General features: G+C 71.4%; 26 protein-coding genes. 15 read left to right on the top strand and 11 right to left on the bottom strand.

All coding sequences use genetic code 11. The features are described 5' to 3' along the window. Positions 1-35 precede the first annotated feature (35 nt). From TTY48_RS05150 to TTY48_RS05130, 5 genes are read left to right on the top strand one after another with little or no spacing between them, the layout of a single operon-like run. On the top strand, positions 36-224 hold the full coding sequence (locus TTY48_RS05150; RefSeq protein ID WP_220656484.1) for a hypothetical protein: 189 nt from the start codon (positions 36-38) through the stop codon (positions 222-224). A 1-nt stretch (position 225) separates the two neighbouring features. Then, positions 226-696 carry a cyclic pyranopterin monophosphate synthase MoaC gene (gene moaC, locus TTY48_RS05145; protein ID WP_220656483.1) on the top strand — a complete coding sequence of 157 codons (471 nt, stop codon included), beginning with the start codon at positions 226-228 and terminating at the stop codon, positions 694-696. Then, positions 689-1,168 (top strand): molybdenum cofactor biosynthesis protein B, encoded by a 480-nt coding sequence (locus TTY48_RS05140; RefSeq protein ID WP_220656482.1) that lies wholly within the window; start codon positions 689-691, stop codon positions 1,166-1,168. Before moaC ends, TTY48_RS05140 begins: the two co-directional genes overlap by 8 nt. After that, positions 1,161-1,586, top strand: coding sequence for a molybdenum cofactor biosynthesis protein MoaE (locus TTY48_RS05135; RefSeq protein WP_220656481.1), 426 nt, complete (start codon positions 1,161-1,163; stop codon positions 1,584-1,586). The genes TTY48_RS05140 and TTY48_RS05135 overlap by 8 nt, the downstream gene beginning before the upstream one ends. Before the next feature lie 37 nt (positions 1,587-1,623). After that, positions 1,624-2,814 carry a glycosyltransferase gene (locus TTY48_RS05130; protein WP_220656480.1) on the top strand — a complete coding sequence of 397 codons (1,191 nt, stop codon included), beginning with the start codon at positions 1,624-1,626 and terminating at the stop codon, positions 2,812-2,814. On the opposite strand, the gene TTY48_RS05125 is transcribed toward TTY48_RS05130, so the two are convergent. The 5 genes from TTY48_RS05125 to TTY48_RS05105 form a co-directional block, all read right to left on the bottom strand. Next, complete coding sequence (locus tag TTY48_RS05125; protein WP_220656479.1) at positions 2,811-3,425, bottom strand: hypothetical protein; 615 nt, start codon at positions 3,423-3,425, stop codon at positions 2,811-2,813. The two genes, TTY48_RS05130 and TTY48_RS05125, sit on opposite strands and share 4 nt — an antisense overlap. A 191-nt stretch (positions 3,426-3,616) precedes the next feature. Further along, positions 3,617-4,279, bottom strand: coding sequence for a transglycosylase family protein (locus TTY48_RS05120; protein ID WP_220658456.1), 663 nt, complete (start codon positions 4,277-4,279; stop codon positions 3,617-3,619). Between the two features lie 186 nt (positions 4,280-4,465). Beyond that, positions 4,466-4,705, bottom strand: coding sequence for a MoaD/ThiS family protein (locus tag TTY48_RS05115; protein WP_220656478.1), 240 nt, complete (start codon positions 4,703-4,705; stop codon positions 4,466-4,468). Positions 4,706-4,708: 3 nt separating this feature from the next. Next, positions 4,709-5,722: a GTP 3',8-cyclase MoaA gene (moaA, locus tag TTY48_RS05110; protein ID WP_220656477.1), complete on the bottom strand. Its 1,014-nt coding sequence runs from the start codon at positions 5,720-5,722 to the stop codon at positions 4,709-4,711. A 7-nt stretch (positions 5,723-5,729) separates the two neighbouring features. Next, positions 5,730-5,936: a hypothetical protein gene (locus TTY48_RS05105; RefSeq protein ID WP_220656476.1), complete on the bottom strand. Its 207-nt coding sequence runs from the start codon at positions 5,934-5,936 to the stop codon at positions 5,730-5,732. Positions 5,937-6,012: 76 nt separating this feature from the next. Here TTY48_RS05105 and TTY48_RS21440 point away from each other — a divergent pair, with 76 nt between their 5' ends. Beyond that, complete coding sequence (locus tag TTY48_RS21440) at positions 6,013-6,429, top strand: cold-shock protein (protein ID WP_220656475.1); 417 nt, start codon at positions 6,013-6,015, stop codon at positions 6,427-6,429. Here the strand turns inward: TTY48_RS21440 and TTY48_RS05095 are convergent. From TTY48_RS05095 to TTY48_RS05085, 3 genes are read right to left on the bottom strand one after another with little or no spacing between them, the layout of a single operon-like run. Further along, positions 6,426-6,641, bottom strand: a complete 216-nt coding sequence (locus TTY48_RS05095) for a hypothetical protein (RefSeq protein WP_220656474.1) — start codon at positions 6,639-6,641, stop codon at positions 6,426-6,428. The genes TTY48_RS21440 and TTY48_RS05095 overlap by 4 nt on opposite strands. Before the next feature lie 2 nt (positions 6,642-6,643). Beyond that, a complete protein-coding gene (locus TTY48_RS05090; protein WP_220656473.1) occupies positions 6,644-7,174 on the bottom strand; it encodes a DUF2771 family protein in 531 nt (176 codons plus the stop codon). Next, positions 7,175-8,869 (bottom strand): MFS transporter, encoded by a 1,695-nt coding sequence (locus tag TTY48_RS05085; RefSeq protein ID WP_220656472.1) that lies wholly within the window; start codon positions 8,867-8,869, stop codon positions 7,175-7,177. It abuts the gene before it with no gap. An 83-nt stretch (positions 8,870-8,952) separates the two neighbouring features. Here TTY48_RS05085 and TTY48_RS05080 point away from each other — a divergent pair, with 83 nt between their 5' ends. The 3 genes from TTY48_RS05080 to TTY48_RS05070 are packed head-to-tail and all read left to right on the top strand — an operon-like array spanning position 8,953 to position 12,831. Beyond that, positions 8,953-9,681 (top strand): DUF3027 domain-containing protein, encoded by a 729-nt coding sequence (locus TTY48_RS05080; protein WP_220656471.1) that lies wholly within the window; start codon positions 8,953-8,955, stop codon positions 9,679-9,681. Between the two features lies 1 nt (position 9,682). Continuing rightward, positions 9,683-12,220, top strand: a complete 2,538-nt coding sequence (locus TTY48_RS05075; protein WP_220656470.1) for a sacsin N-terminal ATP-binding-like domain-containing protein — start codon at positions 9,683-9,685, stop codon at positions 12,218-12,220. After that, on the top strand, positions 12,217-12,831 hold the full coding sequence (locus TTY48_RS05070; RefSeq protein ID WP_220656469.1) for a phosphatase PAP2 family protein: 615 nt from the start codon (positions 12,217-12,219) through the stop codon (positions 12,829-12,831). The genes TTY48_RS05075 and TTY48_RS05070 overlap by 4 nt, the downstream gene beginning before the upstream one ends. Here the strand turns inward: TTY48_RS05070 and TTY48_RS05065 are convergent. Then, entirely contained in the window at positions 12,770-13,039 is a 270-nt protein-coding gene (locus tag TTY48_RS05065) for a DUF2530 domain-containing protein (RefSeq protein ID WP_220656468.1), read from the bottom strand. The genes TTY48_RS05070 and TTY48_RS05065 overlap by 62 nt on opposite strands. Positions 13,040-13,081: 42 nt before the next feature. On the opposite strand from TTY48_RS05065, the gene TTY48_RS05060 reads away from it, so the two are divergent. Next, positions 13,082-13,537 carry a MarR family winged helix-turn-helix transcriptional regulator gene (locus TTY48_RS05060; RefSeq protein ID WP_220656467.1) on the top strand — a complete coding sequence of 152 codons (456 nt, stop codon included), beginning with the start codon at positions 13,082-13,084 and terminating at the stop codon, positions 13,535-13,537. A 130-nt stretch (positions 13,538-13,667) separates the two neighbouring features. On the opposite strand, the gene TTY48_RS05055 is transcribed toward TTY48_RS05060, so the two are convergent. Beyond that, positions 13,668-14,819 (bottom strand): GNAT family N-acetyltransferase, encoded by a 1,152-nt coding sequence (locus tag TTY48_RS05055; RefSeq protein ID WP_220656466.1) that lies wholly within the window; start codon positions 14,817-14,819, stop codon positions 13,668-13,670. A 24-nt stretch (positions 14,820-14,843) separates the two neighbouring features. Between TTY48_RS05055 and TTY48_RS05050 the strand changes: the two genes are divergently transcribed. Together TTY48_RS05050 and TTY48_RS05045 are read left to right on the top strand one after the other, a co-directional pair. After that, positions 14,844-15,650, top strand: a complete 807-nt coding sequence (locus TTY48_RS05050) for an RNA methyltransferase (protein ID WP_220656465.1) — start codon at positions 14,844-14,846, stop codon at positions 15,648-15,650. Between the two features lie 4 nt (positions 15,651-15,654). Continuing rightward, positions 15,655-15,930, top strand: a complete 276-nt coding sequence (locus tag TTY48_RS05045; protein WP_220656464.1) for a DUF2537 domain-containing protein — start codon at positions 15,655-15,657, stop codon at positions 15,928-15,930. A 12-nt stretch (positions 15,931-15,942) separates the two neighbouring features. On the opposite strand, the gene TTY48_RS05040 is transcribed toward TTY48_RS05045, so the two are convergent. Further along, positions 15,943-17,331, bottom strand: coding sequence for a PLP-dependent aminotransferase family protein (locus TTY48_RS05040; RefSeq protein WP_220656463.1), 1,389 nt, complete (start codon positions 17,329-17,331; stop codon positions 15,943-15,945). A gap of 121 nt (positions 17,332-17,452) precedes the next feature. On the opposite strand from TTY48_RS05040, the gene TTY48_RS05035 reads away from it, so the two are divergent. From TTY48_RS05035 to TTY48_RS05025, 3 genes are read left to right on the top strand one after another with little or no spacing between them, the layout of a single operon-like run. Further along, positions 17,453-18,301, top strand: a complete 849-nt coding sequence (locus TTY48_RS05035) for a nitrilase-related carbon-nitrogen hydrolase (RefSeq protein WP_220656462.1) — start codon at positions 17,453-17,455, stop codon at positions 18,299-18,301. 10 nt (positions 18,302-18,311) lie between these two features. Then, positions 18,312-19,733, top strand: a complete 1,422-nt coding sequence (gene hydA, locus TTY48_RS05030) for a dihydropyrimidinase (protein WP_220656461.1) — start codon at positions 18,312-18,314, stop codon at positions 19,731-19,733. 9 nt (positions 19,734-19,742) lie between these two features. Continuing rightward, positions 19,743-20,765, top strand: coding sequence for a TIGR03842 family LLM class F420-dependent oxidoreductase (locus TTY48_RS05025; protein WP_220656460.1), 1,023 nt, complete (start codon positions 19,743-19,745; stop codon positions 20,763-20,765). Position 20,766: the final 1 nt, after the last annotated feature.

Raw genomic sequence — 20,766 nt, 5'->3', positions numbered from 1 at the left:
ACAGCCTAGAGGCCGGGGCATGTCAGAATAGCGACGTGTCTGAGACCACGAACGACAAGAAGAAGGCCGGCTACGTCGACAACGGCTGGCCCGCCGCAGAAGGCGACCACGCGGTGTCCGAGTTCGCCGCCCCGCTGGTCGGCGCGCTCTCGCCCTTCGGTGATGTGCAGTTCCCCGAGGCGCACATCCCCTACGTGCACCCGAACACCCGCATCAATCGCTGACGTGGACCTGACGCACGTCGATCACACGGGCGCCGCCCGGATGGTCGATGTGACCGGCAAGGACGTCACCGCGCGCACCGCGGTGGCGGCCGGCGTCTTCCGCACCACCGCCGAGGTGATCGAGAAGATCGCCGCGAACGCGGTGGCCAAGGGCGATGTGCTCGCCACCGCTCGCATCGCGGGCATCATGGGCGTCAAGCGCACCCCCGACCTGGTGCCGCTGTGCCATCCGCTGCCCGTCTCCGGAGTGCAGGTGGACCTTGAACCCGGCGACGCCGAGATCGCCATCACCGCCACCGTCCGGTGCACCGGACGCACCGGCGTCGAGATGGAGGCGCTGACGGCCGTCGCCGTCGCCGGACTCACCCTGCACGACATGGTCAAGGCGATCGACCCCGCCGCCGTCCTCACCGACATCCGCGTCCTCACCAAGGAGGGCGGCAAGACCGGCCCGTGGTCGCGCGATGACTGACCGCGCCGCGACCGTGGTGGTGGCCTCCACCCGCTCGGCCGCCGGCGAGCGCGAGGACCGCACCGGACCGCTCATCGCCGCCTGGCTCACCGACCGCGGCTTCACCGTGACCGGCCCCGTCGTGGTGCCCGACGGCCGCGAGGTGGGCTCCGCGATCCGCTCCGCCATCCGGCGCCGCGACGCCGTGATCCTCACCACCGGCGGCACCGGGCTCACCCCCACCGACCGCACCCCCGAGCAGACCCGCCCCGAACTGGACCGTGAGATCCCCGGCCTCGCCGATGCGATCCGCAGCGCCGGGCTCCCGGACGTTCCCACCGCGGTGCTCAGCCGCGGCCTCGCGGGCATCGCCGGGGCCTCGCTCGTGGTGAACCTGCCCGGGTCCACCGGCGGCGTCCGCGACGGGCTCGGCGTGCTCGACGGTGTGCTCGACCACGCGCTCGACCAGATCCGCGGCGGCGACCATGGCTGATGTGGTGCTCGCGCAGGTCACCGAGGAACCGATCGACCTGGCCGCGCACGAGGCCGCCGTGATCCGCGCCGAAGCCGGCGCGGTCGTCGGCTTCATCGGCGCCGTCCGCGATCACGACGGCGGGCGCGGCGTCACCCGGCTCGAATACTCCGCGCACCCCACCGCCGCCCGCGTCCTCGCCGAGGTCGTGGCCCGCGAGGCCGCCGCCGCACAGGGAGTGCGCGCCGTCGCCGTTTCGCACCGCGTGGGCCCGCTGGCCATCGGCGACGCCGCCCTCGTGGTGGCCGTTTCCGCCGATCACCGCGGCGCGGCCTTCGCCACTTGCGCGCGCCTGGTGGACGCGGTCAAGGAGGCGCTGCCCGTGTGGAAGCACCAGATCTTCGCCGACGGCACCGACGAATGGGTGGGCAGCGCCTGACGGACCCGGCCGACCGATCTCACCTATAGTTAGCAATGTGAAGATATTGGTCACGGGAATCGCCGGATACTCCCACCTCGTCCCGTTCGTCCTCCCCGCGGCCGCCGCGCTGCGCGCCGCCGGACACGAGGTGACGGTGGCCGTCCCCGCCGACGGCGCCGACCTCGTCACCGGCTACGGCCTCGACGTCCTCCCGCTCGACGGCGTCCCGACGATGGCGCAGATCGCCACCGATCCCGCGCTGCGGGCCGAGGAGTTCTCGGTGGCGGACTACCGGCCCCCGGCCACCCCGTACCCGTTCCAGGGCTTCAGTGCCGCGCCGCAGGGCGCCGCGCGCGCCTTCGTCGGGGTCCTGGGGCACCGTCTGGCCACCGTCCTCCTGGAGGAACTCGACGGTGCCGTCCCCGACCTCATCGTGCGCGACAACACCGAGTTCGGCGGCTACCTCGTGGCGGAGCGACTCGGATGCCCCCGCCTGGACCTGGACGTGGCACCGATGTTCGAGTCCGACGCGCCCGAGGTGATGGCGGTCGTGAACGAGGTGCGCGGGCTGCACGGTCTGCCGCCCGTCGAGTCCGTGACGGACGGGAACCGGATCGCCCAGACCCCGCTCGACTTCTACCCGCCGAGCCACCGCGTGCCCGGACTGCACTGCTTCCGGCCGGGCCCCCGGAGCCACGCCCCGCTCGACCCGCGGATCGCCGACCTCCCCGCGGATCGTCCGCTGGTGCTGGCGAGCCTCGGCTCGGTCGCGCCCGCGCTCGGGGTGAACGGCGGCCTGCTCGGCAGCATCGTCGCCGCGCTGGGCACGCTGGACGTCTCCGCGATCGTCGCCACCGGCGGCGCCGAGATCCCGGCCCCGCCCGCGAACGTGATCCTCACCGATTTCGTCGACCAGCAGACCGTCCTGCCCACCTGCGACGTCTTCGTGACCCACGGCGGCTTCAACAGCGTGCGGGAATCGCTGCAGGCGGGCGTGCCGATGGTGCTGCTGCCGCTGTTCGGCGATCACCCGCCCAACAGCGCGCAGGCCGAAGCGCTGGGCGCGGGCATCACCCTCGACCCGCAGACGGTGACCGCGGGCGAGGTGGCCGCCGCCGTCGAGAAGGTGCTCGCCGACCCGGGGTACGGCCGCAACGCCCGCCGGTTCGCCCGCCGCAGCCGGGCGCTACCCGACCTCACGACCTTCCCCGCGCAGCTCCCGCAGATCCTCGGCCGGAGCGACTAGCGGCGGGTGTCCGCGGGCTTGGTGTCCGGGCACGTGGTCACGCGCGCCGGATCGCACGGCCGCGGCGTGAACAGGGGCACCCCGAGGTGTCCGGGGACCACCGGAATGCCGAGCGCACCGTCCGGCACGGTGGGGCCGGGGTTCGACGGGCGGGCCGGCACGTTCGCCTGCGGGTTCTCCACGCGCGGGTTCGACGGTGCCGGGGTGCCCGCGCCGGGGACGCCCGCGATGCCGGGCACGCCCACGCCGGGGAGGCCGGCGGCGCCGATGCCGAGCCCACCGGGCACGGCGACCGCGCCGAGGCCGGGGACCTCGACGGTGCCGCCCGGTGCGGCCGGCCGGGCCGGTGCCCCGGGGGCCGCCGGACGGGCCGGTGCCGCACCGGGGGCGGCGGGACGGTTCGCCGACGGCGGGTTCACGCCGGGGGCGAGCTTCTTGATGTCGTTCTCATCGATGCCGGGGACGCCCGGGACCGGGGCCGGCTTCGCGGGTGTGGTGGGCACCGGCGAGGTGGAGGGCGAGGCCGACGCGGCGGGCGCGACGAGGGCCATGCCGAGGCCCCCGAGGAGGGCGCCGAGCGCGGCGAGTCCGGTGGCGGAGCGAGCGATCATCGGGAGGTCTCTTCTCGTGCAGGTCGAACGGCCGCGAGTGCGGCCGTTGGCACGGTAGCAGACCGTGTGGGATCGCAAAGGATGTACCGGTATGTCCGGCTCGGGTCGAGGCGGATCGTCGCGGCCCCGAAACGCCGAACGGGCCGACGGCCGAAGCCGTCGACCCGTTCGGATCGTGAAGTGCGTGGGGGTCAGTAACCCTTGGCCGCAGCCTGCTGCAGCATCGCCAGCACGGCGGGATCGACCTGCTGGCCACCGCTCTGCGCCTGCGAGATGACCTGCTGGATGTACTGCGAGTTCACCGACTGGCCGGGCTTGACGGCCGGCTTCTGGGCGGCGGGAGCCTGTGCGGCGGGCTTCTGCGCGGCCGGCTTCTGCTCGACGGGCTGCGCCGGCTTCTGCGCGGGCTTGCCAAGGGCGGGCTTCGCGACGGCGGGCTTCTGCGCGGCGGGCTTGGTGGGCACCTCGGTGGGGACGGTGCGCGGCGTCGAGGCGCCGAGGCCACGGCCGCAGGACGGCCAAGCGCCCTTGCCCTGGCCCGCGAGGACCTTCTCGGCGATCGCGATCTGCTGAGCCTTGCTGGCCTGGTTCGCGGTGGGCGCGTACTGCTGGCCGCCGTAGGAGTTCCAGGTGGAGGGGCTGAACTGCAGGCCGCCGTGGTAGCCGTTGCCGGTGTTGATCGACCAGTTGCCGCCCGACTCGCACTTGGCGACCTGATCCCACTGGGAATCGGGCGCGGCGTTCGCCGCGGGCGCCGAGAAGGCGAGGGTGGCACCGCCCAGGAGGGCGCCGGTGGCGGCGACCTTGGCTGCGGTACGGCCGGTGGTGGACTGCTTACGGTGGCGACCGGACATGCTGAGGGGTTTTCCCATCTCTCGTGCCTGCAAAGGATCTGTTCGGTACGAACGCGGGATGAAACCGTGGAGCTTCATCCGGTCCGAGCTGCTGCTATGACCGTCCGCGACGCTAGCAGAATCCTGCCCGTTGCCCAACCGTTACCGCTTCGTGATTTATGAGTGTGATCGAAGTCACTCGGGCTGTCAGCCGCCCGCGAACGGGGGGAGCACGTCGAGCATCACGCCGTTCGCCAGCGCATTCACATCCCGTACCGCGATCTCGTCGAGCAGGAAGCTGCACCGGGTGAGCACCGCCGCCAGATCCGGATGCCGGTTGCCCAACAGAGCGGCCACCTCGGCCACCGACGCCCCCTCGGGAACGTCCACGATCTCCTCGTCGAGGCCCGTCGCCGCGCGGGCGGCGGCGAAGTACCGGATCTGCACGCTCTAGCCCCCGATCGCGCTCATCGGACGCGGGGGTTGCAGGAAGGTCGGATCATCGATGCCGTGCCCGGCCTGCTTGCCCAGCATCGCCGTGCGCCACGCGTCGGCGATCTCGGCGTCCGAGCCGCCCCCGCGCAGCAGCGGCCGCAGATCGGTCTCCTCCGTCGCGAACAGGCAGGTGCGGATCTGCCCGTCGGCCGTGAGCCGCACCCGGTCGCAATCGCCGCAGAAGGGCCGCGTGACCGAGGCGATGATCCCGACGGTGGCCGGACCGCCGTTCACCAGGTACCGCTCCGCGGGCGCGCTGCCGCGGGGCGCACCGTCGGGCGTCAGCGTGAACTCGCGGCCGAGCTCGCCCAGCAGGTCCTCCGCCGTGATCATCGACGAGCGTTCCCAGGTGTGCCCGGCGTCGAGCGGCATCTGCTCGATGATCCGCAGCTCGTACCCGGCGTCCAGGCACAGCCGCAGCAGCGGCACCGCATCGCCGATGCGGCCGGGACCGAGCACCGCGTTCACCTTCACCGGGGTGAGTCCGGCGTCGGCCGCGGCGCGCAGTCCGGCGAGCGCATCGTCGAGGCGGTCGCGACGGGTCACCTGGGCGTAGGTATCGCGGTCGACGGTGTCGAGCGAGACGTTCACCCGGTCCAGACCGGCCTCGGCGAGCCGCTGCGCGTGCCGCGCCAGGGAGAGCCCGTTGGTGGTGATCGACAGTTCCGGACGCGGCACCAGGGCCGCGGCGTGCGCGACGATCGCCGGGAGGTCGGCGCGCAGCAGCGGCTCACCGCCGGTGAACCGGATCTCGGTGATGCCCAGATCGCGCACGGCGATGCCGATGAGGCGCTGGATCTCCTCGGTGCTCAGCACGTGCGCGGAGGCGAGCCAGTCCAGGCCCTCGGCCGGCATGCAGTAGGTGCAGCGCAGATTGCACCGGTCGGTGAGCGAGACCCGCAGGTCCCGCGCGACGCGGCCGTACCGGTCGACGAGGTCGCCGGCCCGCGGGGAGGTGGATGCCGTCATCGCGACCTCAGTCCTTCCCGATGTTGCCGAGGACCACGCCGACGATCCCGATGATGAAGCCGATCGGCGCCAGCGGAGTGAGCGCGTACACCCATGTCGGGGCCGTCACACCGCCGTCGATCATCGGTGTGAGGAACAGGGCGGCCAGCGCGATCAGGCCGACCGCGAAGAGGATCGCCGCCACCGTCACCACAACCGATTCCCACTTGCCCACACAGCTAGACTAGAACAGTTGCGCCTCGCCCTCGCGGGGCGCGTTTGTTGTTCAGTACGCAGGAGCAGGTGACAAAGTGCCTACCGGCAAGGTCAAGTGGTACGACGCGGAGAAGGGTTTCGGCTTCCTGTCGCAGGAGGGCGGCGAGGACGTGTACGTCCGTTCGTCCGCGCTGCCCGACGGGACCGGGGAACTCAAGCAGGGTCAGCGCGTCGAGTTCAGCATGGCCGCGGGTCGTCGCGGGCCGCAGGCGCTGACCGTCACGGTGCTCGAACCCGCCCCGAGCGTCGCCCGCGGCGCGGCGCAGCGCACCCGTCGCCCGGCGGCGAACCGCCGCCCGGCCGACGAGCTGCACGGCATGATCGAGGACATGATCCAGCTGCTGGACGGCAGCGTGCAGCAGGAGCTGCGCAAGGGCCGCTACCCGGACCGCAAGGCCTCGGAGCAGATCGCCAAGGTGCTGCGCGAGATCGCGCGGGAGCTCGACTCCTAGAGCTCGTCGATCCGCCGCACGTTCGCCCGGTCGGGTGAGGGCGGCGGCGGGTCGTTGAACTGCCGGGCCGGGTTGTTCGGGTCCTGGAAGGGCTGGACGCCACCGCGCCACAGGCCCTTCTTCTTCCGGTAGACCACTACGGCCACGGCGATGATCGGGAGCAGGAAGAGCATCGCGGCAACCGCGACGGTGACCCACTCGGCCTCGTCCACGGCTACACGTTCTGCTTGCTGACGAGCCCGTCGGGCAGGGTGTCGATGCCCCACACGGCCTGCGCCACGAGGTTGCCGAAGGCGTCCTGCACCGTGGACGGAACCCGGATCTCGACGGCGCCGAGGATCAGCTGATCGGTCGACTTGAGCACCAGCGTGGCCTCGGTCGGCCGCACGTGCGTGCGGGTCTCCAGACTGGCCTTGCCGGTGGTGGTGTCGAAGCGCTGGATCGTCACGTCCCAGGGACGGTCGGTGATGTAGTCGGGCAACGAGATCACGAGGGCCTTGCCGGGCTCGACGGCGATCCGGGTGGGCCGGGCCGGGGCGTCGCACTTGGGCTGCGCCACCTCCTCGCAGTACTGCAGCGGGGCCACCTTGATCAGCGCGGTGCCCGAGGCCGCCGAGAGCGCGGGGCGCGGCTTGGGTTCCTGGTTCTTCTTCACGGCCGCGTTGATCGTGAAGGCGAACAGCACCGCCACCGCCACGAGGAAGACGGCGCCGCCGATCACCAGGTTCCGGCTGGGCTTGATCATCTAGTCCCCGTTCGTCGTGGGTGGGATGTGCTCCGGACGCTTGCCGCCGAAGCCCGGGATCAGGGATCCGCCCCGGTAGGTCAGCACCGTCTGCGCCGTGCCGACGGCCATGATCGCCGCTACGGTTGCAAACCCGATCCACAGCGTAGGCGGTAGCAGCACGCCGAGCGCGGCACCGCCCACCCAACCGAGCTGCAGCGCGGTCTCGGACCGGCCGAAGGCAGAGGCCCGCGACTCGTCGGGCAGATCGTCCTGGATCGACGCATCGAGCGAGACCTTGCCGATCGCGGAGGCGCCGGAGGCGATGAACGTGATGACGGTGACCACCACGAGGTTGGACAGGACGGCCGCGACGACGGCGCCGATGGTGGCGGCGATCGTGGCCTGCACCACCACCCGGGCGGGCTTCGGCAGCTGCATGCGGGCGCCGATGCCGTTGCCGATGAAGTTGCCCACACCGGCGGCGGCGCCCACGGCACCGACCATCGCCAGCGCGGTGAAGGCCTGCGCACCGGCGGCCTGCTCGGCCTTGGAGTAGAAGGCGATGAACAGCGTGAGGAAGCCGGTGAGCACGCGGATCGTGGTGTTGCCCCAGATCCCGGTGACCACGTTGCGGCCCAGCGGCACGCGCAGGTTCTTGAAGGCCGCGCCCAGGCTGGCCCGGCGGCCGGCGTCGTCGCGGCGCATGGCATCGGTGTACGACAGCGTGGTGGGCACCTCGCCCGCGGTGCTCTCGACCCACTTGGGGATGCGCATGCACATCACCGCGCCGCCGACCGCGAAGATCATCAGCACCACGATCGCGCCGGGGATGTGCAGCGAGCGGCCCAGCCCGAACTCGGCGGCCGCGGCGATGGCGCCGCCCACGCCGGAGCCCACGACCAGGCCGAACAGCGTGAGCCGGGAGTTCACCCGGGCCAGGTCGATCTGCGGTGGCAGCACGCGGGGGGTGACCGCGGATTTGAGCACCGAGAACGATTTACTCATCACCATCATCCCGAGCGCGGCGGGGTAGAGCACCCACGGATCGAAGTTCACCGTGTTCGCGACCGAGTCGTAGGTGCAGTTGGTGATCAGCAGCACCGCCAGGCCCACGCGGATGCCGAAGGAGGTGGCCAGCGCCACCCGGCGGCCGTGCTGGATGCGGTCGATGAGCGGGCCCATGAAGGGCGCGATGATCGCGAAGGGCGCGATGTTCACCAGCAGGTACAGCGCCACCTTGGACTTGGACTCGGCCTGCGCCGCCGCGAAGAACAGGGTGTTCGCCAGCGCCACCATGAGCGCCGCGTCGACCGCGTTGTTGAGGATCACGGGGTAGGTGAGTGCGGTGAGGCCGGACTTGTCGGCGCCGTCGGCCTTGGTGGCGCGGTGCCACTTGGCGATGCCGGCCTCGGTGATCTCGCGGCTGCGCATGGCCGCGACCCTGGTCACGGTGATCTTGCGCGGCATCTTGCGCCGCTCCTCGTCGGCGGCGCGCCGCTCACCGGGGCTCGGCGTCTCGTCGAGGGGCGGCAGGTGATGGTTGGCGCGGTACTGCGGGCGCGACGGTCCGCGCTCGCCGCCGGTACCGGTCCGGCCCTCGTCGGTGTCCGACGGTCCGCCGCCCACGTGGGCGTGCGGAACCGGCCCCGGGCGTCGCCGGGGCTCGTCGGGGGGATAGTGCTGCTGCCCCGGATGACCGCTCACTCCACCCATTGTTCCGTATGCCGCCGACAGGTGTCGGCACCACCGCCCGCCCCCGGTGCCGATCGGGTGCATCGATACGGCACACTTGAGGTGTGACTTCCGCATTGCAGTCCGGCGCCGCGATCGATCTCGCACGCGCCGCGCTGGAGGCCGACGAGGGCGCCGCCGTGGGCGCGCACGTGGCGACCGTCGTCGAGGACGAGTTCGCCGTCGCCCATTACTTCGAGGCCGATCTGCCCGCGTACCGCGGCTGGCAGTGGTGCGCAGTGCTGGCCGGAACCCCCGGCGGCGAGCTCACGGTCTCCGAGACGGCGCTGCTGCCCGGCCCCGGTTCATTGACCGCTCCCGAGTGGGTGCCGTGGGATCAGCGGGTCCGCGCGGGCGATCTGAGCCCCGGCGATGTGCTGCCCCCGCGGGAGAACGATCCGCGCATCGAGCCCGGCTACCTGCTCTCCGGTGATCCGGAGGCCGATGCGGTGGCGGGCGAGATCGGCGTGAACCTCGAGCGCGTGATGACGCGCGTCGGCCGCCTGGACGCCGCCGAGCGCTGGACCCTCGGCCCGTACGGCCCCGATTCCGAGATGGCGCGCTCCACCCGGTTCCACTGCGGCGACTGCGCCTTCTACCTGCCGCTGGCCGGGGCGCTGCGCGCCTCCTTCGGCGTGTGCGGCAACGAGTACTCGGCCGACGGGCACGTGGTGCACGCGCACTACGGCTGCGGCGCGCATTCGAGCGTGCCGGCACCGTCGGGCCAGGGCAGCCCCGCCTACGAGCCGTACGACGACGGCGCGGTCGAGAAGGTGCCCGCCGAGCGGGCCTAGCGTGCCCCTCGTCGCCGACCCCTTCGGCACCGCCGCGCTGCGGGACGCCGTGCTCGCCGCGTGGCGGGACTCACCCACGCGCGCCGCCGAGGATCTCGCGGTCGAACGCGATCTGGTGACCGTCGGCTACCGGGACCGGGTGCCGGTGGAGCTGGCGCAGAACGCCGCCGATGCCGCCGCCGCTGCCGGAGTCCCCGGCGAGCTGGCGGTGTGGCTGGATGCGGACGGCGTGCACGTGGCGAACACGGGTGCCCCGCTCACGGTGGACGGTGTGCGGTCGTTGTCCGCGCTGCGCGTCTCGCCCAAGTCCGACGGTGCCGCTGTAGGACGGTTCGGGGTGGGTTTCGCCGCGGTCCTGACGGTGACCGACCACGTGCAGATCCGCTCCACCGCGGGCGGCATCGAGTTCTCCGCGGACCGTTCGCGCGCCGATGCCGGTGCGCCCGCGGTCGCGACGATGCGGCTGCCGTACCCGTGCGCGGTGCCGCCGCGGGAGGGTTTCGCCACCGAGGTGGTGCTGTTCGGCGCCGGAACGGAACTGGTGGCCGAGTTCGCCGCGGAGGCCGGGGATCTGCTGCTGGACCTGCCCGCGCTCACCGGGATCACGGTGGCGGGGGAGCGGATCACCGCGCCGGATCTGCCCACGGGCACCGGGCCGCACGCGCGCTGGGTCCGCGGCGCCGATGCGCGGTTCCTGCACTCGCCCACCCGCACCGATGAACCGCTCACCCTCCCGGTGCGGGTGATCGCCGACCTGCCCACCACCCCGGACCGCCGGCACCTGCACCCCGATGCCGAGATCGCCCGGGCCGCGCAGGGGTACGCCGAATTCGTGGCCGCTCAAGCCGATCCGATGGACCTGCTGCCGCCGCGCCGCCCGCCCGCCGGTGCGGTGGACGGTGCGCTCCGCGCGGCGATCGAGGAGCAGCTGCGGTCGTACCCGTGGCTGCCCGGCGGGTTGCGGCCCGATCGCGCCGCGGTGCTGCCGGGGCTCACGGACGAGCTGTACCGGCTGCTGTGCGAGTCGCTGCCGATGGTCCCGCCGGAGTTGTCGGCCGCGCCGGACGCCGCGCGGTTGGAGGCCCTGGGCGCCCGCGGGCTGACCGCCGCCGATCTCGCCGATGCCGTGCCCCGGGATCGCGAACCCGCCTGGTACGCGGAGCTGTACGCGGCGCTCGACGCGGCCCGGCTGCCCGCCGACGAGCTGGGCGCGCTGCCCGTACCCCTCGCCGACGGCCGGGTGGTGACGGGGGCCCGCGGCGCCACCGTGGTGGCCGATCGCGCCGATCCCGCGACGCTGGCGCGGATCGGCTGGGCCCGGGTGGTGCATCCCGAGGCCGCGCATCCGCTACTCGATCGCGTGGGGGCGCGCCGCGCCACCACCGCCGATCTGCTCGCCGATCCGGCGCTGCGTGCCGAGGTGGACCGGATCGACTGGGAATCCGGCGCCACCGACGACGATCTCGCGCTGACCGAGGCGGTGTTGGCGTGCGCGGGGGAGACGGGCGCAGTGGGGCCGGCGTGGCTGGGTGCACTGCCGGTGCCCGACACCGCCGGTGAGCTCGTGCCCGCCGACGAACTGCTGACCGCCGATGCGCCGCTGCGGGCGGTCCTCGGCGACGATCATCCCTACGGCACCGTCGATCCGGAGTTCGCGGCGCGGTATCCGGCGGCGGCGCTGCGCGCGATCGGCGTCGGCTGGACCTTCGGCGTGCTGCGCGAGGAGTACCCGGAGGGGCCCGATTCCACGCTCGACGGCGCCGAGGACTGGTGGGCGGCGCTGGGGTCCGAGCCGGACGAGCTGATCGCGGTGCGCGATCTCGACCTGGTGGAGCACTGGGAGCCCGCGCTGTCGCTGATCGCGGATCTGCCGGGGGTGCTCGACGATCCGGACGGGTACACCGCGTGGTGGCTGCGCACCCGCACCCCGCTGGGGCGGCTGCGCTCGCTCGACGATCCGACCTTCGCGGGTCTGCTGGATCCCTGCGAGCACCCCGACGCCGGACGTCTGCGCTCCGCCCTGTTCGCCGGGGTGCGAAGCGATTCCGACGCCCAGACGATGGCCGACGCCCTCGCCGATCCGCAGCGCACCCCCGCGCCCGGCGTGATCGCCGCGGCCTATCGCGCGCTCGCCGGACGGCACATCGAGGACCTGCCCGCGCGGGTCCGCACGGCCGACGGCGAGCTGGTCCCCGCCGAGGCGGTGACGGTGCTCGACCGGCCGCATCTGCGATTCCTGGGCACTCCCATCGTCTTCGGCGGCATCGAGGAGGCCGCGGCGCTCGCGGCCACCCTCGACCTGCCGCGCACCGGCGAGGTGCACACGGCGGCCGTGATGGGCCGCGGGGCACGGTTCGCGCGCGGCGCGCATCCGGGTGTGACACTCGCGCAGCTGCTCGGCGCGCTGCCCGAGGCGCCCGAAACCGAAGTGCACGAACGACTGACCGTCCGGACGGATTTGGGCGAGCATGCCGTGCCGCACTGGGTCGACGACGCAGGCGTGCTGCACGTCGACGCCGCGGAGGCAGGGGAACGATGACCGATCAGTGGCCCAATCCGGTGGACTCCGGCGTCCTCGACGCCGTGGTGTCGATCCGCTCGGACGCGCTCACGGCGGTGGTCCGTGCGATCACCACGGTGGGAAACACGGTCTCACTGATCGCGATCGCAACGATCGCGGTCCTGGTGTTGCTCCGGCTTCGCCACCGCGTCTGGGCGGCCTACTGTGCGGCGACCTCACTGCTCTCCTGGGGAGTGATGTTCGTCACCAAGATCGCTTTCGGTCGGGAGCGGCCGAGCATCCCGCCCCGGTTGGTGGAGATCGACTCGCTGAGTTTCCCGTCGGGGCACGCGCTCAACTCCGCGGTGGTGCTCGGGTGCATCGCGGTGTCCGCGTGGGCGATCACCGGTCGGCGGTGGCCGCTCGTGGTCGCCGTGATCGCCAGCGCGCTCATCGGACTGAGCCGGGTGTACCTCGCGGCGCATTGGCTCACCGACGTGCTGGCCGGCTGGTCGATCGGTGCGGCGATGGTGGCTCTGGGGCTGCTGGCCACGCGAAAGGCGGTCGCCGCGAAGGGTGCGGGACCGGTCAGGACAGACCGCGCTGCGCTCCGCGATCGCCCCGGCGGGCCGCCCGCCGCTGGGCGGTGAGCACGGCCGCGCCGAGCAGTCCCACACCCACCCCGCAGGCGCAGGTGATCCAGGCGTCGCCGAAGGTCTCGCGGGCGGCGAGGGTCACGATGAGGGAAATGGCGAAGAGCACCGTGCCGATGATCACCACGGGCCGCGGTTCGGTCAGAGAGTGCGGGAGTTCCGGCGGGGTGACCGCTTCTTCGGCGGGTCCCGGCGAAACAGTCATGACATTCTCCTCGGGGTTCATGCGCGCAAAACATTCTCTCGGATGTACTCTAGCGCCGTGACTGACAATGACGACCGTCTCGCCGGTGACCTCTCTCTCGCCACCGTGCGATTCGCGCGCCATCTCCGCGGCCGGCGGCGCGACTCACTGGTCTCGCTGACCCAACTGTCCGCGCTCAACGCCCTCGCGAACGACGGGCCGCTGACGCCCGGCCAGCTCGCGGCGCGTGAACGGGTGCAACCGCCGTCGATGACGCGCGTGATCGCCTCGCTGGCGGACCTCGGCCTCGTCCGGCGTGCACCGCACCCCACGGACGGGCGCCAGGTGATCGTCAGTCTCTCCGAAGAGGGTGAACAGGTGATCACTGGAGAAGCGCGCGCCCGTGAGGCGTGGCTGCGGGGCAAGCTGGACGAGCTCACCCCCGCGGAGCGCCAGACCCTCGACGGTGCCGTGAACATCCTCAACCGGCTCATCGCCGGCGAAGAGTCGCAGTCCTGATTTCCTTCAGTGTGAATATTTGCGCACACCGTGTGAATTCATAGGACGAAAGAGAAAATAGCATCGGACCGAAAAGGCGGTACGCCGGTTACTGATGCGTACCCAATTCGGTGCTGATTGCCATTCCGGGTCAGAAAGCCGTGCCGAGTTCCGGCTGCCGCTCGGTGCGGAACACCGATAGCGCGCGGAAGTCCCCGTCGATCCGGCCGGCCCGCGCCATCGTGCTCGGCGAGGTCGCGCCCAGATACAGGCCCGCCAGCGTGGCCCCTGAGAGCGCCACCACGGGTTCGGCGTCCACCGGGGTGCACCTGGCCGCCCCCGCGGTGATCTGCAGCCGGTACGGCGCACCGTCGACCGCGAGCACCAGATCCGCGTCCCGCTCGTAGGTCCGCGCCTCCAGTGCCGCGGGAACGTCGATGAACTTGAGCCACAGGCGATCCTTGTGCCCGGTCACCGTGACCGACCGGGAATCCACGAGCATCTCGCGAAGCGGGTGGTCGGTGGGCAGGTCTGCGGTGACCGCGTCGAAGATGTCCAGTCCCAGAACGGTCTGCCACAGGTCGGCCGCCGCCTCGTCGGTGAGTGCCTTGACGTCGTCGAGCTGGGCGCGGTCCTTCTCGTCCACCCGGTAGGTCACGTAGCCGTCCGGATGCAGCAGGTAGCGGCGGGCCGAGCCGCCCCACCGGCACCATTGCGGGTCGGCGTGGAAGAGCTCCCACTGCCACTGCGCCGACGCCGAACCCGGGGTGGCGGCGTGCCAGCGTTCGTACAGCTCCTCGATCCGCTGCTTCGCGGCCTCGGCCTCCACGGCGCGTGTCCGGGTGGGGCCGGGCATCGGGGCCCGCAGCCGCGCGGTTCGGCGGTTGATCGTCACCTCGTCGATGAACGTGGCTGTGCCGTAACCGAACCGCTCGTAGATCGTGCCCTCGCTCGCGGTGAGGATCGCCACTGCCGCGCCCTCGGCGGCGTACCGGGAGTGCAGCTCGTCGAGCATCATCCGCAGCACGCCGAGCCGGCGGTGGCTGGGCGCCACCGACACCCAGGTGACGCCCGGAGCGGCGAGCTGCGCGCCGCCCGGCACCGTCAGGGTGAGCGCGAAGGAGCCGGCCACGCCGGCGAGCGTGCCGTCCTCGGTGTCGCGGGCCACCACGAACCGGTCGAGGTCGAGGGTGCGGCGGATGAGGTCGGCGGCCTCCGCCTCGAAGGGGGAGCCGAAGGCGCGGACGTCGTGGGCGAACATCTCGGGCCAGTCGGCCTCGGTGGCGGTACGGATCTCGATCACGTGGATCGATACTAGGCTGGACCCGTGGCGGCGCAACCGAATTATCCCATTCACGATCCGGATGATCAGCGGCTCAATGATTTCCGTGATCTCTCGACGGCCGACAAGCGCCCCGACCTGGCGCGCGGTGTGGTGCTGGCCGAGGGGGTGCCGGTGGTGGAGCGGATGCTCGCTTCGCGGTTCCCACCGCACGCGATCATGGGGACCGCGGGGAAACTGGAACGCCTCGCGGACCGGTCGCCGCAGGTGCCGCGGTACGAGGTGACCGCCGATCTGATGGCCGAGGTGGTGGGCTTCCACCTCAACCGCGGGGTGCTCGCGGCCGCCGAACGCCCCGCTCCGCTCGACCCCGGCCGCCTCCTCGACGAGGCGCGCACCGTGGTCGTGCTGGAGGGGGTCAACGATCATGAGAACCTGGGCTCGATCTTCCGCAACTGCGCCGCCCTCAACGCCGATGCGGTGCTGTTCGGGCCGCGCTGTTCGGATCCGCTGTACCGGCGGGCCGTGCGGGTCTCGATGGGGCACGTGCTGCTGGTGCCCTTCGCGCACCTGCCGGCGCAGAACTGGCCCGAGGCGGGGCTCGGACTGCTGGCCGAGCGGGGCTTCCGGACCGTGGCGCTCACTCCGTCGGGGGAGGCGAGGGTGGCGGGCGCGCTCGCCGGCGCACCCGAGCGGGTGGCGCTGATGGTGGGTGCGGAGGGCCCGGGGCTGAGCCCGGAGGCGCTCGCCGCCGCCGATGTCCGGGCCGTCATCCCGATGTCGCGCGGCACCGACTCGCTCAACGTCGCGACCGCCACGGCCGTCGCCCTGTACGAGCGCATGTCACAGTGAACGGGTGCGATACACACCGGCCTTCACGGGCACCGCGGTGGCGGTGCTGGTCGCGATGCTCGGTGGCACGGTGCTTTCGCTGCTGTTCGTGACGGTCATGCTGGTGAACATGTGGCTGGGGCTCGGGCTCCTGGCCCTCGGCACCGGCGGCGCGGCACCGGTGCTGTACGTCTATCGCCACCGGCCGGTCACGCGCTGGTTCTGCGCCGGCGGTGCCGTCGCGCTCCTGCTCACCTGGCTCTGCGCGCTGGCGGCCATCGGGAACGGCGTGGTCGGATAGGCGGGCGGGGCTTCAGAGTTCGCGCAGCGCGTAGAACTCGTCCCGTTTGAACGGGGCGGCGGCCGTCGCCACGGCCCGTCCGACGTCGGTGAACTCGGCGTCGAGCGGTGCGATCGTGACCCGGACGTGGTCGGTCTCGGGCGTTCCCACGACGAACGGGGTGCCGGGCGCCACCCGGATGCCCTCCGCTGCCAGGTGGATCAGGGCCCTTCGCTCGTCGTCCACGGGGATCCAGAGGTTGAGGCCCTCGGCGGTGGCCGCGGCGGCGTCGATTCCCTCGATCGCGGGGACGAGGGCGTCGCGGCGGCGCGCGTACTCCTCGCGGGCCCGGGCCACGGTGCGTTCCGCCGTTGGATCGGAGAGCAGGTCGTAGAGCAGGCGCTGCAGGATGCGCGGCGTCCAGCCGGGGCCGAGCGCGCGCCGGGTCACCACCCGGTTGATCACCTCGGCCGGGCCGGACATGGCCGCGATCCGCAGGTCGGGGCCGTGCGATTTGGAGAAGCTGCGGATGTGCAGCACCCGTTCGGGGATCCATCGGCCCAGGCTCAGATCCGGTGCGGCCACTACGGAACCGGAGTGATCGTCCTCGATCACCATGCACTGCGCGTTCCCGCGCAGCAGGCGCACTAGTTCCTTCGCGCGGCCCGGTGACATCGAGCGGCCGGTGGGATTGTGCGCGCGGGGCTGGATGATCGCGGCCGACGGTCCCTGCGCGAGTGCCCGCGCGAAATCGTCGGGGCGGATCCCCTCGTCGTCGAGGCCCACGGGGAGCGCGTGCAGGCCGTTGATCTCCAGGAGATCCAGGAACTGGGGGAAGGTGGGGTTCTCCACGATCACCCGGTCGCCGTAGCGGGTGGTGGCGTCGAGCGCGCGGACGACCGCGTCGAGGGCGCCGTCGACGATGGTCAGGGCCTCCGAGGAGGTGGGCCAGGTGCTGCTCAGGAGCGCCCCGAGCTCGGGGACCACGGGGTGCTCGTGATAGTTCGTGGTCTCGCCCCGGCGGGCCACCGCCGCAAGGGATTGCGCGATCTCCGGCAGCAGCCGCGGATCGGGAGCGCCGAGCGAGAGATCCCATCGGACGTCGCCGTGCTGGCTAGCCATGGCGCCCGTCCGCGACGACGAGGCGGGGCGACGGACCGCACCGTCGGCGACGAAAGTTCCACTGCGCCCACGCGATACGACCAGGCCCGAGCGGGCCAGGGCCTGCCATCCGTGGCTGATCGTGGCGGGGGAGACGCTCAACTGCTGGGAGAGGGCGCGCACGGTGGGCAGCCGGTCGCCCGGCAGGAGCTCGCCGGTGTTGATCATGCGTGCGATCGCACCCGCGATCCCGGCCGGTGTGGGGTCGTCGATGTGCAGCGCCGGCGTCGGACGAATCGGGTCGGCCGGAGATTTATCCATCTCGCCTCCTCGGGGGCCGCGGTGCGGCACACTCCGTAACATACTCTCGCGCAACTGAAATATTCGGGAAATGTTTACCCAGGAGAGTATCAGAAGTAGTCGAGACGGATCGGAGGACACGATGACGGTGATCAGGGCGGCCATCACGCAGGCCACATGGACCGGTGACGAGGCGTCGATGGTGGACAAGCACGAGGCGCTGGCACGGCAGGCCGCGGCGGACGGCGCGCAGATCGTCTGCTTCCAGGAGCTGTTCCACGGCCCCTACTTCGGCATCGTCGAGGACGCCAAGTACTACGAGTACGCCCAGCAGGTGCCGGGCCCGCTCACCGAGCGGTTCGGCGCGCTCGCCAAGGAGCTCGGCGTGGTGATCGTGCTCCCCGTATACGAGGAGGAGATGCCCGGCCTGTACTACAACACCGCCGCTGTCCTCGACGCCGACGGCAGCTACCTGGGCAAGTACCGCAAGCATCACATCCCGAACCTCGACCGGTTCTGGGAGAAGTTCTACTTCCGCCCCGGCAATCTCGGCTACCCGGTCTTCGACACCGCCGTCGGCAAGGTGGGCGTGTACATCTGCTACGACCGGCACTTCCCGGAGGGCTGGCGCGAGCTGGGCCTGGGCGGCGCCGAACTGGTCTTCAACCCGTCCGCCACCAAGCCGGGGCTGTCGAACCGGCTGTGGGAGCTGGAGCAGCCCGCCGCGGCCGCGGCCAACCAGTACTTCGTGGCGGCCAACAACCGGATCGGCACGGAGACCGACGAATTCGGCGACCTCGCGGTCACCTTTTACGGCACCTCCTACTTCGTGGACCCGCGCGGCAACCTGGTCGGCGAGGCGGGCTCGACCGATACCGAGGAGATCGTGATCCGCGACCTCGACCTCGGTCTGGTCCGCGAGGTCCGCAACGACTGGCAGTTCTATCGGGACCGTCGCCCGGATTCCTACACCGCGATCCCCGCGCGCTAGGGCGGCCGCCATGACGACGACCTTCATCAAGGGCGGCACCGTGGTCTCGGCCACCGGACGCGGCGCGGCGGACGTCCTGGTCGACGGGGAGCGGATCGTGGCGCTGCTCGAACCGGGCACCACGGTGCTGGGCAGCGACCTCGCGGCCACCGCCGACACCGTGATCGATGCGACCGGTAAGTACGTGATCCCGGGCGGCATCGACGCGCACACGCACATGTCGATGCCCTTCGGCGGCACCAACGCCTCGGACACCTTCGAGACCGGGACGCGCGCCGCCGCCTGGGGCGGCACCACCACCATCATCGACTTCGCGGTGCAGAAGTTCGGTGAGCGTCTGGAGGATTCACTCGCCACCTGGCACGAGATGGCCGGCGGGGAATGCGCCGTGGACTACGGCTTCCACCAGATCGTCGGCGATGTGAACGCGGCCTCACTGTCCGCCATCCGCGGTCTGCAGGATGAGGGCATCACCAGCTTCAAACTGTTCATGGCCTACCCGGGCGTCTTCTACAGCGACGATGCGCAGATCCTGCGCGCGATGCAGGTCTCCGCCGATACCGGGCTGCTGACCATGATGCACGCGGAGAACGGCCCGGCGATCGACGTGCTGGTGGAACAGCTGCTGGCGCAGGGCAAGACCGACCCGTACTACCACGGCATCGCCCGCGCCTGGCAGCTCGAGGAGGAGGCCACGCACCGCGCGATCATGCTCGCCCAGCTCACCGGGGCGCCGCTGTACGTGGTGCACGTCTCCGCGAAGCAGGCGGTCGCGCAGCTCGCTGCGGCGCGGGACCAGGGGCAGAACGTGTACGGGGAGACCTGCCCGCAGTACCTCTACCTCTCGCTCGAGGATCAGCTCGGCGCACCGGGATTCGAGGGCGCGAAGTGGGTGTGCTCCACGCCCCTGCGCTCGAAGCACGAGCACCACCAGGACGAGGTGTGGCAGGCGCTGCGCACCAACGATCTGCAGATGGTCTCCACCGATCACTGCCCCTTCTGCATGAAGGGCCAGAAGGACATGGGCATCGGGGATTTCTCCAAGATCCCCAACGGCATCGGCTCGGTCGAGCACCGGATGGATCTGATGTACCAGGGCGTGGTCTCGGGGAAGATCACCCTGGAACGCTGGGTGGAGATCACCTCGACCACCCCGGCGCGGATGTTCGGAATGTACGGCCGCAAGGGCGTTCTCGCGCCCGGTGCCGATGCCGACATCGTGATCTACGACCCGAACGGGCACACCTCGATCGGGCTCGAGAAGACGCACCACATGAACCTCGACTACTCCGCCTGGGAGGGCTTCGAGATCGACGGCCACGTCGATACCGTGCTCTCCCGCGGCAAGGTGATCGTGGACGACGACCAGTACCTCGGCCGCAAGGGCGACGGCAAGTTCGTCCGCCGCGCGCTGAGCCAGTACCTCATCTAGGAGCTGACCATGGATTTCGGTGTCGTCCTGCAGTGCCATCCACCCGCCGCACGCACCATAGCGCTCACCAAACTGGCGGAGTCGCACGGTTTCAACCACGTGTGGACCTTCGATTCGCACCTGCTGTGGCAGGAGCCCTACGTGCTGTACGCGCAGATGCTCGCCGAGACCCGGCGAGTCACGGTGGGCCCCATGGTCACCAATCCCGCCACCCGGGACTGGACGGTGACGGCGTCGCTGTACGCCACGCTCAACGAGATGTTCGGCAACCGGACCGTGTGCGGTATCGGCCGCGGCGACTCCGCCGTGCGCGTGACGAACGGCAAGCCCACCACGCTGGCCACCCTGCGCGAATCGATCCACGTGATCCGCGAACTCGCCAACTCCCGGCCGGTGGAGTATCGCGGCTCGACGCTCCAGTTCCCGTGGAGCACCGGCTCCGAGCTGGAGATGTGGGTCGCGGCCTACGGGCCGAAGGCGCTGGCGCTGACCGGAGAGGTGGCCGACGGATTCATCCTGCAGCTGGCCGATCTGGACATCGCGGCGTGGATGATCGACGCGGTGAAATCGGCCGCGTCCGATGCCGGCCGCGATCCCGAGGCGGTGAAGATCTGCGTCGCCGCGCCGATGTACATCGGCGACGATCTGGCGCATCAGCGCGATCAGTGCCGGTGGTTCGGCGGCATGGTGGGCAATCACGTGGCCGACATCGTGGCCCGGTACGGCGCCGGCGGCGCGGTACCCGCCGCCCTCACCGACTACATCGCCCAGCGCAGCGGCTACGACTACAACCAGCACGGACAGGCGGGGAACACCCACGCCGACTTCGTCTCCGACGAGGTGATCGACCGGTTCTGCCTGCTGGGCAACGTCTCCGACCATCTCACCAAGATCGAAGCACTGCAGAAACTCGGCGTGCACCAGTTCGCCGGCTACCTGCAGCACGACAACAAGGAGGAGACGATGCGCCAGTACGGCGAGCACATCATCCCCACCGTGAACCGCACCATCACGGCGAAGAAGGACGCCTGAG

The organism is Tsukamurella sp. TY48, assembly GCF_019656655.1.
GTDB lineage: Bacteria > Actinomycetota > Actinomycetes > Mycobacteriales > Mycobacteriaceae > Tsukamurella > Tsukamurella strandjordii.
The sequence above is the reverse complement of the archived record's forward strand: the minus strand, read 5'-3'. Positions and strand labels throughout refer to the sequence as shown.

What these genes read in the sequence shown, in the direction of transcription:
- TTY48_RS05035 (WP_220656462.1), top strand. Translation starts at nt 17,453, where the DNA reads ATGACGGTGATCAGGGCGGCCATCACGCAGGCCACATGGACCGGTGAC.
- TTY48_RS05090 (WP_220656473.1), bottom strand. Translation starts at nt 7,174, where the DNA reads ATGATCAAGCCCAGCCGGAACCTGGTGATCGGCGGCGCCGTCTTCCTC.
- TTY48_RS05140 (WP_220656482.1), top strand. Translation starts at nt 689, where the DNA reads ATGACTGACCGCGCCGCGACCGTGGTGGTGGCCTCCACCCGCTCGGCC.
- TTY48_RS05125 (WP_220656479.1), bottom strand. Translation starts at nt 3,425, where the DNA reads ATGATCGCTCGCTCCGCCACCGGACTCGCCGCGCTCGGCGCCCTCCTC.
- TTY48_RS05135 (WP_220656481.1), top strand. Translation starts at nt 1,161, where the DNA reads ATGGCTGATGTGGTGCTCGCGCAGGTCACCGAGGAACCGATCGACCTG.
- TTY48_RS05120 (WP_220658456.1), bottom strand. Translation starts at nt 4,279, where the DNA reads ATGTCCGGTCGCCACCGTAAGCAGTCCACCACCGGCCGTACCGCAGCC.
- hydA (WP_220656461.1), top strand. Translation starts at nt 18,312, where the DNA reads ATGACGACGACCTTCATCAAGGGCGGCACCGTGGTCTCGGCCACCGGA.
- TTY48_RS05070 (WP_220656469.1), top strand. Translation starts at nt 12,217, where the DNA reads ATGACCGATCAGTGGCCCAATCCGGTGGACTCCGGCGTCCTCGACGCC.
- TTY48_RS05060 (WP_220656467.1), top strand. Translation starts at nt 13,082, where the DNA reads ATGTACTCTAGCGCCGTGACTGACAATGACGACCGTCTCGCCGGTGAC.
- TTY48_RS05040 (WP_220656463.1), bottom strand. Translation starts at nt 17,331, where the DNA reads ATGGATAAATCTCCGGCCGACCCGATTCGTCCGACGCCGGCGCTGCAC.
- TTY48_RS05065 (WP_220656468.1), bottom strand. Translation starts at nt 13,039, where the DNA reads ATGACTGTTTCGCCGGGACCCGCCGAAGAAGCGGTCACCCCGCCGGAA.
- moaA (WP_220656477.1), bottom strand. Translation starts at nt 5,722, where the DNA reads ATGACGGCATCCACCTCCCCGCGGGCCGGCGACCTCGTCGACCGGTAC.
- TTY48_RS05025 (WP_220656460.1), top strand. Translation starts at nt 19,743, where the DNA reads ATGGATTTCGGTGTCGTCCTGCAGTGCCATCCACCCGCCGCACGCACC.
- TTY48_RS05085 (WP_220656472.1), bottom strand. Translation starts at nt 8,869, where the DNA reads ATGGGTGGAGTGAGCGGTCATCCGGGGCAGCAGCACTATCCCCCCGAC.